Below are 15,921 nucleotides of genomic sequence, written 5' to 3'. Positions count from 1 at the left end.
GGTCCGCCCCGGGTTCGTACTGTCAGCATGGACACTACTTTCCATGAATGCAAGTATTTTCCCGACGCCGGTCGGCGGTCACAGCGGCCGGTTCGGCCAGTCCAGCAGGCGGGCTCCGATCACCGCCGTCTGGAGCGTGTACCGGTGTGCCGGGTCGGCGGGGTTGGCGGCGGTGAGGTGGTGGATGCGTTCCAGGCGGTAGGTGAGGGCGCGGACGCTGAGGTTGAGGCGGCGGGCGGCCTCGGCCGCTATGCAGCCGGAGTCGAAGTAGGCCGTCAGGGTTTCCAGCAACGGGCCCGCGCCGCCTCTCGCCTCCGTGAGGGGGCCCAGGGTGTGGGAGACCAGGTCGGCCATCGCCTGGCGGTCGCGGGCCAGGACCGGGTAGACCAGGAGGTCGGCGGCCTGGAGGACCGGATCCGGCAGGTTCAGGCGGTCCGCCATTTCCAGGGCCGTGAGGGCTTCCTCGTAGGACTGGACGACACCGCCGGGGCCCGGACGCGGGCGGCCGATGGCGATGCGGCCGCCGTCCGTCGCCGCGTGGGCCTGCTGGGCGAAGTGGGTGAGGATCTCGTCCTCGTCACCGGGGGCGATGCAGAGGAGGCGGCCGTTCTTCGTCGTGAGCAGGATGTTGCGGGAGTCGTACCGGGCCAGGACGGCGGCGGACACCCGGCGGGCGGTCGGGCCGTCCTCGCCGTAGGCCGTCGGGCCTTCGGCTACCGCCACCGCGTGGGCCTGGGACAGACGCAGGCCGAAGCGTTCGGCGCGCTCGGCGAGGCGGCCCAGGTCGCTGCGGCCGTAGAGCAGGTCGTCGATGAACTCCCGGCGTGCGGCCTCCTCGCGGCGCACGGTGAGCCGTTGGGCGCGCTCGTAGCCCTCGGCGAACGCGTCGACCGCCTGCTCCACGGCGGCCAGCGCGGCCAGTGTGCTCTCCGTCGAGCCGGGCCCGGCCGGCCAGGCGGCGCGGGCGGCGGCGAGGTGGGCGACGACCAGGTCGCGCAGCCCGTGCCCGTCCTCGGCGGCCTGCTCGCCCAGCGTCCGCCGGGTCTTCAGTTCCTCCCGGCTCAGCCGCCGCCCGGTGGCCGTGACCTCGGCCAACGCCCGGGGGAATCCGTCCAGATAGCGGCCGTACGGCCCCTGCGCCATGCCGTGCTGTGGTCCGTGCGGTATCCCCTGCCGTTCCGGCACGCTGTCACGCCCCCCGTGTCCCCGTTCCCCCGCGTCGCTCGCCGTTTTGCGATCTTGACGCTCCGGTGACGTTTTCTTAGCGTCTGTCCGGCATCCAGACCCTAGTCAACACTGCCGGAAACCGGCAATGCGCTGGTGTGCGCCCGTCTCGCACCATGTCCCACGGGGAGCACTACGGGGGGCCGCGGTGCCGGACGTCGATACGGGGGGTCCGGCACCGCTGCCTCGGGGGGCTCCGTAACTCGTCGTCTGACGCAAGGACGTGTGTCATGGAAGTCCTCGGCGTGCTCGTCGCCGGCTGTCTCGTCGTCGTACTGCTCGCGCTGTTCGGGTTCTCCCGGCTGTACCGCAAGGTGGACCAGAGCCAGGCCCTGATCGTGTCGAAGACGCGCCAGGTGGCTGTGTCCTTCACCGGCCAGGTCGTGCTGCCGATCCTGCACAAGGCCGAGGTCATGGACATCTCGGTGAAGACCATCGAGATCAGCCGTGCCGGCCGGGACGGTCTGATCTGCCGGGACAACATCCGGGCCGACATCCGGATCCTGTTCTTCGTGAAGGTCAACAAGACCGTCCCGGACGTCATCAAGGTCGCCCAGACCGTCGGCACCGAGCGCGCCAGCCACCAGGACACGCTCCAGGAGCTGTTCCACGCGAAGTTCTCCGAGGCGCTGAAGACCGTCGGCAAGCAGATGGACTTCACCGACCTCTACACCAAGCGCGAGGAACTCCGGTACCACATCATCGAGTTGATCGGCATCGACCTCAACGGCTACCACCTCGAGGACGCCGCGATCGACTACCTGGAGCAGACCCCGCTCACCCAGCTCGACCCGGCCAACGTCCTCGACGCCCAGGGCATCCGCAAGATCACCGAGCTGACGGCCGTCGAGCACGTGCGCACCAACGAGGCCAAGCGCAACGAGCAGATGGAGATCACCCGCCAGGACGTCGACGCCCGCGAGGCCATCCTGGAGCTGGAGCGCCGGCAGGCGGACGCCGAGATCAAGAAGAAGCGGGAGATCGAGACGTCCCGCGCCCGCGAGGAGGCCGAGACCGCCCGCGTGGTGGAGGAGGAGCGGCTGCGCGCGCAGGGCGCCTTCCTGCGGACCGAGGAGCAGTTGGGCGTCCAGCGGGAGAACCAGGCCCGGGAGATCGCCGTCGCCGCGAAGAACCGCGAGCGGGTCATCGCCGTCGAGAACGAGCGCATCGAGAAGGACCGGCTGCTCGAGGTCATCGCGCGGGAGCGGGAGACCCAGCTGACCCGGATCTCCGCCGAGAAGGAGGTCGAGGCGGAGAAGCGGGAGATCGCCGAGGTCATCCGGGAGCGGGTCGCGGTGGACCGTACGGTCGCCGAGCAGGAGGAGTCCATCAAGAAGCTGCGCGTCGTCGAGGAGGCGGAGCGCGAGCGGCAGGCCCTCGTCATCGCCGCCGAGGCGGAGGCGCAGGAGAAGCTGGTCAAGGACATCAAGGCCGCCGAGGCCGCCGAGCAGGCCGCCACGCACCGGGCCGCGGAGGAACTCACCCTGGCCGAGGCGCGGTTGAAGACAGCCGACATGGACGCGCGGGCCAAGCTGCGGCTCGCCGAGGGCGTCCAGGCCGAGGCCGCCGCGGAGGGGCTGGCCGCCGTGCAGGTCCGGGACAAGGAGGCCGAGGTCACCGTCAAGGCCGGGCGTGCGGAGGCGGAGGCCACGGAGGCCCGGCTGCGCGCCGAGGCCGAGGGCACCCAGGCCAAGGCGCTCGCCGAGGCGGAGGGTGCGCGCGCCAAGGGCCTCGCGGAGGCCGAGGGCGCGCGGGCGGCGGCGGAGGCCACCGAGGTGCGGCTCAAGGCGGAAGCCGAGGGTGCGCGAGCGAAGGGTCTCGCGGAGGCGGAAGGCGCGCGGGCGGCGGCGGAGGCCACCGAGGTGCGGCTCAAGGCGGAAGCCGAGGGTGCGCGGGCCAAGAGCCTGGCCGAGGCGGAGGGCGCGAAGGCGAAGGCGCTCGCGGAGGCCACCGCCATCGGCGAGAAGCTGAAGGCCGAGGCCGAGGGCCTGACCGAGAAGGCCGCCGCGATGGCCGCCCTCGACGAGGCCTCGCGCGGGCACGAGGAGTACCGGCTCCGCCTCCAGGCGGAGAAGGAGATCCGGCTGGCCGGGCTGGAGACGCAGCGGCAGGTCGCCGAGGCCCAGGCCACGGTGCTGGCGACCGGCCTCGAGAACGCCGACATCGACATCGTCGGCGGCGAGTCCGTCTTCTTCGACCGGCTGGTGTCCTCCATCTCGCTCGGCAAGGGCGTGGACGGCTTCGTCGACAACTCCCGCACCGCCCAGGCCCTGGCGAAGCCCTGGCTGGACGGCTCGGGCAGCTTCACGGAGGACCTGAGCCGCGTCCTCGGCTCGCTGGGCTCGGCGGATGTGCGGAACCTGACGGTGTCGGCGCTGTTGATGAAGCAGATCAAGGGCGGCGGTCCCGAGGCGGGACAGCTCCAGAAACTCCTCGACCGGGCCAGCGAACTGGGCCTGCAGGACACACCGCTGACCGCGCTGAACGGGAGTGCGCTGAACTGAGGCGGGGCTGGGGCGCAGCTACGAGTGCCCCGAAGGGGCGCGAGGAACTGCGCGACCAGCCCACCACTCACCCGCACTCGGCATACGACTCGCAGCCCCGAGCTCGTAGCCGCACAGCCCAGGAAGGGAAGCACACCCCATGGCCACCGCTGAGGCGCCGCAGGCAACCGGTGTCGACGCCGGTACCTACGAGGTGCTGCGTGACCGGCTGGCCGGACACGCGGCCGAGTTGGCCCGCAGAGCCGAGGTGCTCAATGTCCGGCGGGCCGAGGAGTTCGGCTCGGCCCGGGTCGAGCTGGCCGCCACCGACCGGCTCGGCACCGGACATCCCTGCGTGCCCTGCGACATCGTGGCCGTCGGCGACACCCTCCTCTTCGGTGGGACCGGCACAACCGCCGACGGTACCGATGTCGCCGTGGCCGACGTTCTCACCCTCTACGACCGTGACGGCGAGCCGCTGCCCGAGACCGCCGTACCCGGACTGCTCGACGACCCGGCGTTCGTCCGGGAGTTCACCGCGCTGCACCGGTACTACCGGCAGGCCCGGCTGCTGCGGCTGCGCCGGGTCGACGGACGGCTGCTCGCGGTGTTCCGTACCGGCGAGAAGGCCGACGACGTCCGCGTGCTGCGCTGGAGCCTCGCCGACGACGGCCGCGTGGCGTTCCTGGACGCGCGCGGCGACCGCGACGACGTCTTCCCGCCCGGCCAGGACGTCACCTGGACGGAGACCAGCCGCGAGGACCACGTCCTCGGCCGCGATCCCTACGTGGCCGTACCCGGCGGGCTCGGGGTCACCACCGTCGGCGGCTCCCTCACGGTACGCACCACGGACGGCGAGGAACTGCACACCGAACCCGTGCAGGAGCCCCTCCAGGCCCTCGCCGACGCGGCCGTCGCGCACGCGCAGGCCGGCCCGCTGGTGCTGCTGCGGATCCGGCCGTACAAGGAGGACGCCGACCGTCACCTGGTCTTCGACACGCTGACCCGTACCGTCGTCCGGCTCGACGGCATCGGGCAGGCCTGTCGGCGGCTGCCCGAGGAGCAGGGCATCGTCTTCCCCGGCGGCTACTGCCTGGCCGGGGGCGGGCACAAGACGTACGAACTCGACATCGACGGGCTGGAGTTCGAGCGCGAGGTACGCGCGCCTAACGGCGAGGACGTGCTGTACGCGTTCCGCTCCCGCGCCGGGGGCCGCACGCTGCTGCTGCCGTACAACACCCTGCGCAAGGAGGTGGAGACCCCGCTGCCGTGCCGGGGCTGGGCGCTGTTCGAGGACGGCGGGCTCGCCGTGCTGCGCGACGGCGGCGACGAGCCCGCGCACACCCATCCCCTCCAGTGGTGGACCTCGCCGTACGTCTCCGACACCCATGCGGTCGCCCTGCGCACCGGCACCGGCCCGCTCGCCCGCGTCGGCAACGCCGATCTCGTGCGCGGGCTCGCGGACTGCCTCTCCGTCGCCCGGCTCGTCGCCGACGGCATCGAGAGCAGCGAGGGGTACCGGGCGCTGGCCGCCGCCTGCGTCCGCGCCGCCGACACCCACCACTGGCTCACCGATCCCGAACTCGGCGGTCTGGCCGACCCGTTGGGTGAACTGCGGGTCACCGCCGAACAGGTGCTGGCCGAGTTCGAGACCGTACGGGAACTGACCCGGCAGGCCGCCGACGCCCTGGACGAGGCGGCCGAGCGGATCGCCGCCGTCGTGCGCCGGCTGCGCGGCGAGGCCCCCCGCGAGGCCGCCGCCTGGGTGCGAGGGCTCACCGAACTCCGGTATGCGCACGGGCACCTGCTCACCCTGCGGGAGCTCCGGTACGTCGATGCGGCCCGGCTCGAGGAGCTGGCCGACGGCGCCGAGGGCGACCTCGCCGCGTTCGGGCGGCGGGCCGTGGCGTTCCTGGCCCGCGAGGACGCCTTCACCGGGCCGCGGGCGGAGGTCGAACGGCTCGTGGCCGACGCGGCGGGCATCGAGACCGTCGCCGGTGCCGCGCCCGTCGCCGCCCGGCTGGACGATCTCGCCGACGGGCTGCGCACGGTCACCGAGGTCGTCACCGGTCTCGACATCGCCGACGCCACCGTCCGTACGGCCGTGCTGGAGCGGATCGCCGACGTGCTCGGCGGCGTCAACCGGGCCCGCGCGACCCTGGACGCCCGCCGCCGGGGCCTCCAGGACAGTGAGGGCCGCGCCGAGTTCGCCGCCGAGACCGCCCTGCTCGCCCAGGCCGTCACCGCCGCGCTCGCCGCCTCCGGCACGCCGGAGGAGTGCGACGACCAACTCACCTCCGTGCTCGGCCGGTTGGAGGACCTGGACGGACGGTTCGCCGAGTTCGACGACTTCCTCGCCGAGCTGGCCGACCGCCGCAACGAGATCTACGAGGCCTTCGCCGCCCGCAAGCAGTCCCTCGCCGACGCCCGCGCCCGCCGCGCCGAGCAGCTCGCCGTCTCGGCCGGACGCATGCTGGAGACGATCGCCCGCCGCGCGGCCACCCTCGCCGACACGGACGCGGTCACCACCTACTTCGCCTCCGACCCGCTGGTCTCCAAGGTCCGCCGCACCGCCGACGACCTGCGCGCCCTCGGCGACAGCGTGCGCGCCGAGGAGCTGGACGGCCGGCTGAAGACCGCCCGCCAGGAGGCGGCCCGCGCCCTGCGCGACCGCAGCGATCTGTACGCCGACGACGGCCGCACCCTGCTGCTCGGCGGCCACCGCTTCGCCGTCAACACCCAGCCGCTGGACCTCACCCTCGTCCCGCACGGCGACGCCCTCGCCTTCGCGGTGACCGGCACGGACTACCGCGCCCCGGTCACCGACCCCGACTTCGCCGCGTACCGCCCCTACTGGGAGCGGCACCTGCCGTCCGAGTCACCCGGGGTGTACCGCGCCGAGTACCTGGCCGCCCGCCTGCTCGCCGAGCACGGGCCGGCCGCCCTCGCCGCCGCCGACGACCTGCCGGGCCTGGTGCGCCGGGCGGCGCAGGAGTCGTACGACGAGGGCTACGAGCGCGGCGTCCACGACCAGGACGCGACCGTCGTGCTCACCGCCCTGCTGCCGCTGTACGAGGGCGCCGGGACCCTGCGCCACGAGCCCGCCGCCCGCGCCGCCGCCCAGCTGTACTGGGCGCACGGCACCACCGAGGAGGCCCGTACGGCCTGGACCCGGCGGGCGGTGTCGCTGGCCCGCGCCCGGGACGCCTTCGGTGCCGTACCGGCCGTCGGCGAGCTGGAGCGGGAGCTGGCCGGTGCGATCGAGGCCTGGGAGCCGTCCCAGGCGGGCGGTCCGGCCGCCGCGTACCTCTTCGAGGAGCTGACGACCGGCCCCGAGGGCTTCGTCCTCGGCGCCACCGCCCGCACCCTGCTGGAGAAGTTCCGCCACGCGGCCGGGAGGTACGCCGACGACGTGGCGGACCTGACCGATCTCGGCGCGCGCCGGCAGGTGGCGGCGGCCTGGCTCGGCGCGTTCGCCGCCGCCACCGGCACCGAGGCGGGGCCGGGGGAGCTGGCGGAGGCGGTCGCCGCCGAGCTGTGCCCCGGCCTGCCCCGTTACGACGGCGACGCCCCGCTGACCGCGACGGCGGAGGGCCTGCTCGGCACCCACCCGAGGGTCGTGGGCGGACAACTGCCTCTGAAGATCGACGAGTTCCTGTCCCGCACCGCCCGTTTCGCGGCCGAGGAGGTCCCCGCCTTCCGCGCCTACCAGCACCGCCGTACGACCCTGGTGGCGGCCGAACGCGACCGGCTCCGCCTGGACGACCACCGTCCCCGGGTGATGTCGGCGTTCGTCCGCAACCGGCTGGTCGACGAGGTGTACCTCCCGCTGATCGGCGACAGCCTGGCCCGCCAACTCGGCACCACCGGCGCGTCGAAGCGCACCGACACCGGCGGGCTGCTCCTGCTGGTCTCCCCGCCCGGCTACGGCAAGACGACGCTGATGGAGTACGTCGCCGACCGGCTCGGCCTGATGCTGGTCAAGGTCAGCGGCCCGGCGCTCGGCCACGCGGTCACCTCGCTGGACCCGGCCGACGCCCCGAACGTCACCGCCCGGCACGAGATCGAGAAGATCAACTTCGCGCTGGCGGCCGGCAACAACACGCTCCTGTACCTGGACGACATCCAGCACACCTCGCCCGAGCTGCTGCAGAAGTTCATCCCGCTGTGCGACGCGACCCGCCGGGTGGACGGCGTGTGGGAGGGCCGGCCGCGCACCTACGACCTGCGCGGCAAGCGGTTCGCGGTGTGCATGGCCGGCAACCCCTACACCGAGTCCGGTGAGCGGTTCCGCATCCCCGACATGCTCGCCAACCGGGCCGACGTGTGGAATCTCGGTGACGTCCTCACCGGCAAGGAGGACGTCTTCGCGCTCAGCTTCGTCGAGAACGCCCTCACCGCCAACCCGGTCCTCGCCCCGCTCGCCGCCCGCGACCGCGCCGACCTGGACCTGCTGGTCCGGCTGGCCGCCGCCGATCCCACGGCGCGCGCCGACCGCCTGACCCAGCCGATGCCGACCGCCGAACTGGAGCGGGTGCTGGCCGTGTTGCGCCACGCCATCGCCGTCCGCGAGACGGTCCTGACCGTGAACGCGGCCTACATCGCCTCCGCCGCCCAGTCGGAGGCCGCCCGCACGGAACCCCCGTTCCGGCTCCAGGGCTCCTACCGCGATATGAACAAGATCGCCCAGCGGCTGCGCCCGGTCATGAACGACGCCGAACGCGAGGCCGTCGTCCACGACCACTACACCGCCGAGGCCCAGACCCTCACCACCGGCGCCGAGGCCAACCTGCTGAAACTGGCCGAGCTGCGCGGCACCCTCGACCCCGGCCAGGCCGCCCGCTGGGCCGAGGTGAAGACCGCCCACGTCCGCGCCCGCACGCTCGGCGGCCCCGAGGACGATCCGGTGACGCGTGCCGTGGCCGCCCTGGGGTTGCTGGCGGACCGGGTGGCGGCGGTGGAGTCGGCGATCAGCCGGGTCCGCCCGCAGGGAGGGGAGCGCTGACCCGCCGAGGTCAGAAGTCGATGTTCGAGTGCTGGAAACCCTCGCCCAGGGCGTAGACCGCGACGGCCCACATCACCAGCGTGCCGAGGAGCGCACCGGCCGCCGCCCAGACCGCGGCCCGGCGCCGGAGCAGCGCGCCGGTGACGCCGAGGAGCACGGCACCGCAGACCGGCCCGGCGACGAGCGACAGCCCCCAGTGCACCGACGACATCACCGAGTCGCGCTGCCCCCGGCAGCCGGCCGGTTCGCTGACACAGGCGAGCGAGTCATGGCTGAAGCGGTACCAGCCGTACAGCAGCGGCAGCAGCAGGAGCACGGTCGGCACCAGCAGCGCGACGACCGGGCCACGGTCCGGTGCGGCGGAGGAGGATGAGGTCATGCCGCCATCCTGGTGAGGCGCCGACGTCCGGGACATCCGCTCTCGTACTCACCTGTGGCCTACCGGGGGCGCCCGGCCGGATAGCCGTACGCCGTGGACCAGTTGGCGAGGACGCGGTCGCGGACCTCGGCGGGCCAGCCGTTGGTGAAGCTGCCCTTGACCGGGCGCTGCTCCTTGGGGAAGCGGTCGGCCAGGAGGCAGTTGTGCACGACCTTGCCTGCCCGGTAGGTGTGCTGTTCCTCCTCGGAGAGGTAGACGGAGAGCGCGGCGGTGGGCTTGGCGGGGAAGTGGACCTCGCCGCGCTCGGGGTGCGTGCGGGTGGCGAAGGCCCAGACGACCTCGTTCACGTCGGTGATGTCGATGTCGTCCTCGACCAGCAGCACCTTGGGGACGCCGAAGCCCGCCTTGCCGGTGAAGACGATCTCGCCGACACGCTGGGCGAGTTCGGTGGAGTGGACGCCGAGCGTCTCGTACCAGTCGCGGCTCACCGAGACGATCAGCCAGTGCAGGGCGGACTCGTAGGAGAACCAGGCCGAGGCCGCCGGCAGCCCGGCCGCGCGGAGCTGGTAGAGGATCTCGGCGGCGTGCATGGTGCCGGTGCCCGTGTGGTCCTCCTCCACCGGCGGGCCGGCCGCGACGACCGGCAGGATCGCCCCGTCCCGGTGGGTGATCGCACTGACGTGGAAGACCGGCTTGGGCGAGGCCTCGAAGCTGTTGTAGCCGGGGTACTCGTTCATCGGCCCCTCGTCGGCCGTCTCGTCGAAGGCGATGTGCCCCTCGATGACGATCTCGGCGCTGGCCGGCACGGAGAGGTCCACGGTCTCGGCGGGGACGACCTCGATGCCCTCGCCGAACAGGGCGCCGACGAAGTGGCTCTCGTCCGCCCCTTCCGGCAGTGGCATCGCGCCCGCGTACGGCAGGGCGGGCTCGACCCCGAGGGCGAGCGCGATCGGCATCGGTTCGCCGCGGGCCGCCCACTGGGCGCGGATGATGCCGAGGTGCTGGGGGCCGGGGATGAGGCAGGACAGGCGGTCCCTGCCGGCGATCATCATGCGGTTGACGGACCAGTTCGTCCAGGAACCGTCGGGCGTGCGGGCGATGTTCATGCCGTACGTCTGGATGTACCGTCCGCCGTCGTTGCCGTGGATCAGCGGGGTCGGGAAGGCGTACAGGTCGATGTCGTCGCCGAGGAGGACGTTCTGCTTGCAGGGTGCCCCGGACGCGGGCACCTCGACCGGCGGGATGCCGGGGCGGGTGCGGGCGGCGACCACGGCCTCCATGATCTCCCGTCCCGACGACTCGGCCGGCAGCCCCAGGGCGAGCGCGATCCGGGCCAGCCGGTGCGCCGGACCGGACAGGCCGCCGGGCGCGCCGAGCACCCGGAAGCCGGTGCCGGTGTAGCCGGTGATCGTGTTGAACAGCGGGGCCGGCGCCTTCAGGTCGTAGGAGCGGCGGACGACCGCGCCGATCTCCAGGTTCCAGTCGACCTCGGCGTCGATCTCGTTGACCTCGCCGATCGCGGCCAGTTCCGCGATGAACTCACGCAGACTGCGCAGATGCTGCACGGGTTTCCTCGTCATTCGGGCGCCGGGCGGCGCTGCCGTCCCAGCGCGGGAGCTCGGGCATCTCGATGCCGAGCAGGTCAAGGGCGCGGCCGGCGGTGTGGTCGACGATGTCCCAGGCCGTGCCGGGCCGCAGGTAGAAGGCCGGCACCGGGGGCATGACGATCCCGCCCGCCTCGGTCACCGCCGTCATCGCGCGCAGATGCGCCAGGGTCAGCGGTGTCTCGCGGACCAGCAACACCAGGCGCCGGCGTTCCTTCAGGGGCACGTCCGCTGCGCGGGTGAGCAGGTTGTCGCCGCCCGCGTACGCGATCGCGGACAGGGTGTGCACGGAGCAGGGCGCCACGATCATCCCGTCGGCCGGGAACGAGCCCGACGCGATCGCGGCCCCGATGTCGGCGGGGCGATGGCTGACGTCCGCGAGGGCGGCCAGGTCACGCGCGCTCAGGTCCGTCTCGTAGGCCCTGGTCTGCTGGCCCGCGGGAGTCACGACCAGGTGTGTCTCGACCCCGGCCTTGCGGGCCAGTTCCAGGACGCGGACGCCGTAGGCGATGCCGGTCGCGCCGCTGATCCCGACCACCAGGCGACGCGGCCGGCCTGCCTGGCTGTTCAGCGGTCCGTCTCCGCGCGGAAGGCGGCCGCGTGCTCGGCGGCGAAGGCGGCGAACGGGCGGGCCGGCCGGCCGGTCAGCTTCTCCACGTCGTCCGTGACGGCCGACGCACCGCCGGCCGCGTAGAGGCCGTACAGCTCGACCATGCCCTCCGCCCGCCAGGGATCCCAGCCGGCGGCGAGCATCCCGGCGAGCGCGGCCTCGGGCTCCAGCGCCTCGTACGCCACCGGGTGCCCGACCGTCTCGCCGAGCACCGCGGCGATCTCGGCGTGCGTCAGGGCGGCCGGACCGGTCAGCGTGTAGACGGCGTTCTCGTGGCCGTCGCCGGTCAGCACCGCTACCGCGGCCTCGGCGACGTCACGCGTGTCGACGTACGACACCGCGCCCGTGCCGCCCGGCAGCGCCAGCCGGCCGGTGCGCAGGGCGGGCGCCATGCCGAGGAAGTTCTGGTAGAAGCCGTTCGGCGCCAGCACCGTCCAGGGCAGCCCGGACGCGCCCAGGTACCCGAACCCGGCGGTGTGCGCGGCGAGGAACCGGATGCCCTCGCCGTGTTCCCCGACCCCGGCGGCGGCGTGCAGCACGACGTGTGGGCGGCGGCCGGTGCGTACGGCGGCGTCGATCACGTTCCGCTCGTGCGCGTCCATCTCCGGGTGCACGGCCGCCAGCACGTACACGGCGTCGGCTCCGGCCAGCGCCCGGTCCAGCGACGCCGGGTCCGCGAAGTCGGCGGCCACCGCCTCCACTTCGGCATCCCACTGGGCGGGTACGGCCGAGCCGGCCCGCACCAGCGCCCGCACCCGCTCGCCCCGCGCCCGCAGGCCGCTGACCACGTCGGAACCGACGGTCCCGGTCGCTCCGGTGACGACGATCATCTGTCTCCCCCATGTCGTGTAAGGCTTCAACGAGACGATCGCAGCGGGGAGTTGCTTGATCAAGGCGGAAGTGATGCACGATCCTTCAGCCAGGCTCATCGATACGGCTCGGGGGGACCGAAGTGGAGCTGACGGAGATCGAGGCGTTTCTCACGCTGGCGGAGGAGCTGCACTTCGGCCGTACCGCCGAGCGGCTGCGGCTGTCCCAGTCCCGGGTCAGCCAGCTGATCCGCTCGCTGGAACGCCGGGTGGGCGCACCGCTGTTCACCCGGACCAGCCGGCGGGTCGCGCTGACCCCGCTCGGGGTACACACCCGGGCCACGGTCGGCGCGGCCTACGCGGGCCTGAGGAAGAGTTACGAGGAGACGTGCGCCCTCGCCCAGGGCATGGTCGGCACACTGTGCGCCGGCTTCCTCGGCTGTCTCAACGGGCCGCCGCTGACCGACCTGGTCCTCGCCTTCGGCCGCCTGCACCCGGCCTGCGAGATCACGGTGACCGAGGTGGCCTGGGCCGACCCCTACGGGCCGCTGCGCTCCGGCGAGATCGACGTCCTGTTCACCCTGCTGCCGCTGGACGAACCGGATCTGCGGGTGGGCCCGGTGCTGGTCGCGCACGGGCGGGTGGTGGCCGTCGCCCGGGAGCACGAGCTGGCCGGGCGGGACGCGGTCGACATCGAGGACCTCGCCGACTTGGTGCTGCTCGACGGCCCCGCCGAACTGCCGGAGGCCCTCCGGCACGGCTTCTGCCCGCCGTTCACCCCGCTCGGCCGCCCGCTGCGCCGCGGGAAGGGCGGCCGTACCTACCAGGAGGCGCTGCACCGGGTCGCCGCCGGCGAGATGGTGTGGACGACCCACGAGGGCCTCTTCCACACCTACGCCCACCCCGGCGTCGTCCACCGCCCCCTGACCGGCCTGCCCCCGGCGAACGGCGCCCTCGTGTGGCGCGCGGACGCCGAGACCGCGAAGATCCGCGCGTTCACCGGGCTGGGGGCGCGGCTCGTCAACGGTTCTGTGAACTAAGGGGGTTCAGCCGAGGCAGACCAGGACGAGGCAGAGCTTGTCGGACGAGGACGACGTCGGCGCCTGGCCCGAATCGGAGGAGCCGCCGGTGCTGGTGCCGGTGCTCGTGCCGGAACCGCTGCCGGTGCCGGGCGTCGGGGCGGCCGTCGTCCCCGTGCCGGAGGAGGCCGACGAGGTGCCGCCGCTCTGCGGAACGGGGGTGGACGTCGGGTCCGTGCTTCCCGTGGAACGGGGCGTCGTGGGGGCGGTGTCCGTCCTGCTCGCGGGAGCGGCATGGCGCGGCGCGGAGGACTGGGTCCGCTGCTGCGGGACGGTGGCGCCGGAGTCGACGTAGCCGACCGGTGCCGTCCGGGGCGTCGACGTGTGGGGTGTGCCGGTCGCCTGCCGGTGCGAGCCGGCCGGTGTGGGCGTGCCGGCGGACGGCAGGCTGGGCGAGGCCGGCTGCTCGCCGATGCCCATGCTGCGGTGGTCCGGTGCGGAGGCCGCCTGGGCGCGGTCGCCGGAGCCGCGGTCCATCGAGGCGAGCGTCAGCCCGCCGCCGACGAGCGCGACGGCGGTCGCCACCACGGCCCGGCGCTGGCTCTTCTTCCAGCGGGCCAGCTGGCGCCGCCGGGCCGCCCGTCCCTGCGGCGCGGGCGGGGCGTCGGTGACGTCGGCGGCCGCCGGCTCCGCCTCGGCATCGGTGCCGGGTTCGTCGTCGTACCAGGTGTACGGCGGCTCGGCGGCGGCCGGCGTCCGTGCAGCGGGCACCGACGCGGCCGTACCGGCGGTGCCGGGCGGGGCGATGTCCGGGGCGTAGGCGCCGCACCCGGGGCAGACCAGGGCGCCGTTGAGGTGCCGACGGCACGAGGAGCAGTAGTCCATCTGCGGTCTTCCGGTCTTCCTGAGTCGACTGCGCCGTTGGTCACCGGGACCTCGGCCTGGTCACGCCCGTACGGGAGATCGAGCGATCAGACACGCTAACGAGCCTTTCGAAAGGCTGTGTGCAGTCCGTGTGGCACTCCTGCGCAGATTCGACGCCGACGCCCGGGTGAAACCGGTGGGGCGTCCCGCCCGGTGCGCCCGTGCCTGCCCGGATCGTGGGCATAGTGGCGGGCGGCGGCTCGGCAATCGGCAGGAGGAAACGCATGCTCGGCACGGACTTCCGCACCGGCTCACCCGTCTGGCTCGACCTCGGCAGCCCCGACATCGACGCGACCACCGCCTTCTACGGCGAGGTCTTCGGCTGGCGATTCGTGTCCGCCGGTCCCGAGGCGGGCGGTTACGGCTTCTTCCAGAAGGACGGCGCGACCGTGGCCGCGGTCGGCCCGCTGACCGAACAGGGCGCGACGCCCGCGTGGATGACGTACTTCAACACCGCCGACGCCCGCGCCACCGCCGACGCCGTGACCTCGGCGGGCGGCACGGTGCGCGCCGAGCCGATGAGCATGGGCGAGGTCTGGATGGCCCAGTTCACCGACCCGCAGGGCGCGCAGTTCGCCGTGCTCCAGTCCGGCGAGGGCCTCGGGCGGACGTCGGAGAACGACGCGCTGGTGTGGGTGGAGCTGCACGTCGGCGACCCGGAGGCGGCCATCGCCTTCTACCGCGGACTGTTCGGCTGGCGCTCGGCCCAGATGCAGGCGCCGGGCATGACGTACCGCGTCCTCAGCATCGCCGACGGCGACCAGCAGGAAGGCTCCTTCGGCGGTGCGGCCCCGCTGCGGGGCGGTCAGGAGCAGGCGCGCTGGGTGCCGTACTTCGCCGTGGCCGACGTGGACGCGACCGCCGCCAGGGCCGAGAACAACGGCGGCACGGTCCTGATGCCGGCCGCGGACGTCCCCGACGTCGGCCGCATCGCCTGGCTGGCCGACCCGATCGGCGCGGTCTTCGCGATCCTGAAGCCGAACCCCCGACAGGCGGCATAGCCGGCCCGGCCGCCGGGCCGCAGGGCGCCGCTGAGGTGGTCGTCAGTGTGCGCGGAGTCCGCACTCGGCCGAGTAGAGGACGGTGCCTGCGGGGAGGGGCTCCGCCGGAGGTCTGCCGAGGTGGAGGTAGGCGGCTCCGGCCGCGTCGGTGGTCAGGTCGTCGATGCGGGTGTGTGCGGTCGGAGCGGGTTGTGCGCGGGGCGAGGTGTGTACCTCGGCGTCGACCGGAGTGCCGAAGGGTGCGCCTTCCAGGACGGCGAGGGCGGTCAGGGAGCCGTCGGGGTGGCGCTCGGTCTCCTCGATCGTCAGCCGCCAGTGCAGGCCTGCCTCGGCCAGGAGTTGCTTGCCGTGGCGTCCGTGGGCGAGCAGGGCGCTCCGTCGGCCGCGGATGTGCCGGGCGATGGCGCAGCAGAGCGGAACGTCATCGCCGTACGGCGTGCGGACGCGGTGGTGGCCGGCGGGCGGGAAGCAGGCCAGCGCATCGGACAGAAGGCTCACGGACACGTCCCGGATGCGGGGCCGTTGCCCGTGTTCGGCGAGGTCCAGCAGGATCGGGGTGGCGGCGTGGGCGGCGGGGAACACCATCGCCGCGTGCCCGCAGACGAAGCCGGCCCCGGAGAGCAGGGATGCCGCGTTGCCGGTTTCGTTGGCGGTGGTGGATACGGCGAGCAGCCGGAGCGCGTGTGCGACGCGCTCGGGGGCGTCGCCGTCGTGCCAGGTCGGGTTGGGCAGGGCCGACCAGTTGACGGCGTCGATGGCGGCGATCACGTCGGGAGGTCCTGCTGTCAGGAGTGTTTTACCCCTCATCGGCAACTTCCGTGTGTGTGGGCACCGTTGTCCGAACAGAAGGCTCCATGTTCCAC

Annotated in this window: 11 protein-coding genes; 4 read left to right on the top strand and 7 right to left on the bottom strand. The window is 73.4% G+C overall.

From position 1 onward, the window contains the following. Window positions 1-78: 78 nt before the first annotated feature. The gene (locus ACH47Z_RS13920; RefSeq protein ID WP_399073469.1) at window positions 79-1,143 is read right to left on the bottom strand and encodes a PucR family transcriptional regulator; all 1,065 of its coding nucleotides are present in this window, start codon (window positions 1,141-1,143) and stop codon (window positions 79-81) included. 311 nt (window positions 1,144-1,454) lie between these two features. Here ACH47Z_RS13920 and ACH47Z_RS13915 point away from each other — a divergent pair, with 311 nt between their 5' ends. Together ACH47Z_RS13915 and ACH47Z_RS13910 are read left to right on the top strand one after the other, a co-directional pair. Next, window positions 1,455-3,728 carry a flotillin family protein gene (locus tag ACH47Z_RS13915; protein ID WP_399073468.1) on the top strand — a complete coding sequence of 758 codons (2,274 nt, stop codon included), beginning with the start codon at window positions 1,455-1,457 and terminating at the stop codon, window positions 3,726-3,728. Window positions 3,729-3,867: 139 nt separating this feature from the next. After that, window positions 3,868-8,712, top strand: coding sequence for a DNA repair ATPase (locus ACH47Z_RS13910; protein ID WP_399073467.1), 4,845 nt, complete (start codon window positions 3,868-3,870; stop codon window positions 8,710-8,712). A gap of 10 nt (window positions 8,713-8,722) precedes the next feature. Here ACH47Z_RS13910 and ACH47Z_RS13905 read toward each other — a convergent pair whose 3' ends face one another. From ACH47Z_RS13905 to ACH47Z_RS13890, 4 genes are read right to left on the bottom strand one after another with little or no spacing between them, the layout of a single operon-like run. Next, the gene (locus ACH47Z_RS13905; protein ID WP_399073465.1) at window positions 8,723-9,091 is read right to left on the bottom strand and encodes a hypothetical protein; all 369 of its coding nucleotides are present in this window, start codon (window positions 9,089-9,091) and stop codon (window positions 8,723-8,725) included. A 59-nt stretch (window positions 9,092-9,150) separates the two neighbouring features. Then, a complete protein-coding gene (locus ACH47Z_RS13900; protein ID WP_399073464.1) occupies window positions 9,151-10,656 on the bottom strand; it encodes a UbiD family decarboxylase in 1,506 nt (501 codons plus the stop codon). Then, on the bottom strand, window positions 10,631-11,233 hold the full coding sequence (locus ACH47Z_RS13895) for a UbiX family flavin prenyltransferase (RefSeq protein WP_399073463.1): 603 nt from the start codon (window positions 11,231-11,233) through the stop codon (window positions 10,631-10,633). Before ACH47Z_RS13895 ends, ACH47Z_RS13900 begins: the two co-directional genes overlap by 26 nt. 29 nt (window positions 11,234-11,262) lie before the next feature. Continuing rightward, the gene (locus tag ACH47Z_RS13890; protein ID WP_399073461.1) at window positions 11,263-12,135 is read right to left on the bottom strand and encodes an SDR family oxidoreductase; all 873 of its coding nucleotides are present in this window, start codon (window positions 12,133-12,135) and stop codon (window positions 11,263-11,265) included. A gap of 122 nt (window positions 12,136-12,257) precedes the next feature. Between ACH47Z_RS13890 and ACH47Z_RS13885 the strand changes: the two genes are divergently transcribed. Further along, window positions 12,258-13,154: a LysR family transcriptional regulator gene (locus ACH47Z_RS13885; RefSeq protein ID WP_399073460.1), complete on the top strand. Its 897-nt coding sequence runs from the start codon at window positions 12,258-12,260 to the stop codon at window positions 13,152-13,154. Between the two features lie 6 nt (window positions 13,155-13,160). On the opposite strand, the gene ACH47Z_RS13880 is transcribed toward ACH47Z_RS13885, so the two are convergent. Continuing rightward, a complete protein-coding gene (locus tag ACH47Z_RS13880; RefSeq protein ID WP_399073459.1) occupies window positions 13,161-14,018 on the bottom strand; it encodes a hypothetical protein in 858 nt (285 codons plus the stop codon). A 263-nt stretch (window positions 14,019-14,281) separates the two neighbouring features. Between ACH47Z_RS13880 and ACH47Z_RS13875 the strand changes: the two genes are divergently transcribed. Then, window positions 14,282-15,058, top strand: a complete 777-nt coding sequence (locus ACH47Z_RS13875; protein ID WP_399073458.1) for a VOC family protein — start codon at window positions 14,282-14,284, stop codon at window positions 15,056-15,058. Window positions 15,059-15,100: 42 nt separating this feature from the next. Here ACH47Z_RS13875 and ACH47Z_RS13870 read toward each other — a convergent pair whose 3' ends face one another. Further along, window positions 15,101-15,826, bottom strand: coding sequence for a hypothetical protein (locus ACH47Z_RS13870; RefSeq protein WP_399073457.1), 726 nt, complete (start codon window positions 15,824-15,826; stop codon window positions 15,101-15,103). Between the last annotated feature and the right edge of the window lie 95 nt (window positions 15,827-15,921).

Origin of the sequence: Streptomyces sp. NPDC020192 (assembly GCF_044388685.1) — a bacterium.
GTDB lineage: Bacteria > Actinomycetota > Actinomycetes > Streptomycetales > Streptomycetaceae > Streptomyces.
This window is presented reverse-complemented; position numbering and strand designations above follow the sequence as displayed.

Excerpts from the sequence above, each read along its gene's own strand:
- ACH47Z_RS13890 (WP_399073461.1), bottom strand. The coding sequence starts at position 12,135 with ATGATCGTCGTCACCGGAGCGACCGGGACCGTCGGTTCCGACGTGGTC.
- ACH47Z_RS13920 (WP_399073469.1), bottom strand. The coding sequence starts at position 1,143 with ATGGCGCAGGGGCCGTACGGCCGCTATCTGGACGGATTCCCCCGGGCG.
- ACH47Z_RS13910 (WP_399073467.1), top strand. The coding sequence starts at position 3,868 with ATGGCCACCGCTGAGGCGCCGCAGGCAACCGGTGTCGACGCCGGTACC.
- ACH47Z_RS13875 (WP_399073458.1), top strand. The coding sequence starts at position 14,282 with ATGCTCGGCACGGACTTCCGCACCGGCTCACCCGTCTGGCTCGACCTC.
- ACH47Z_RS13905 (WP_399073465.1), bottom strand. The coding sequence starts at position 9,091 with ATGACCTCATCCTCCTCCGCCGCACCGGACCGTGGCCCGGTCGTCGCG.
- ACH47Z_RS13880 (WP_399073459.1), bottom strand. The coding sequence starts at position 14,018 with ATGGACTACTGCTCCTCGTGCCGTCGGCACCTCAACGGCGCCCTGGTC.
- ACH47Z_RS13915 (WP_399073468.1), top strand. The coding sequence starts at position 1,455 with ATGGAAGTCCTCGGCGTGCTCGTCGCCGGCTGTCTCGTCGTCGTACTG.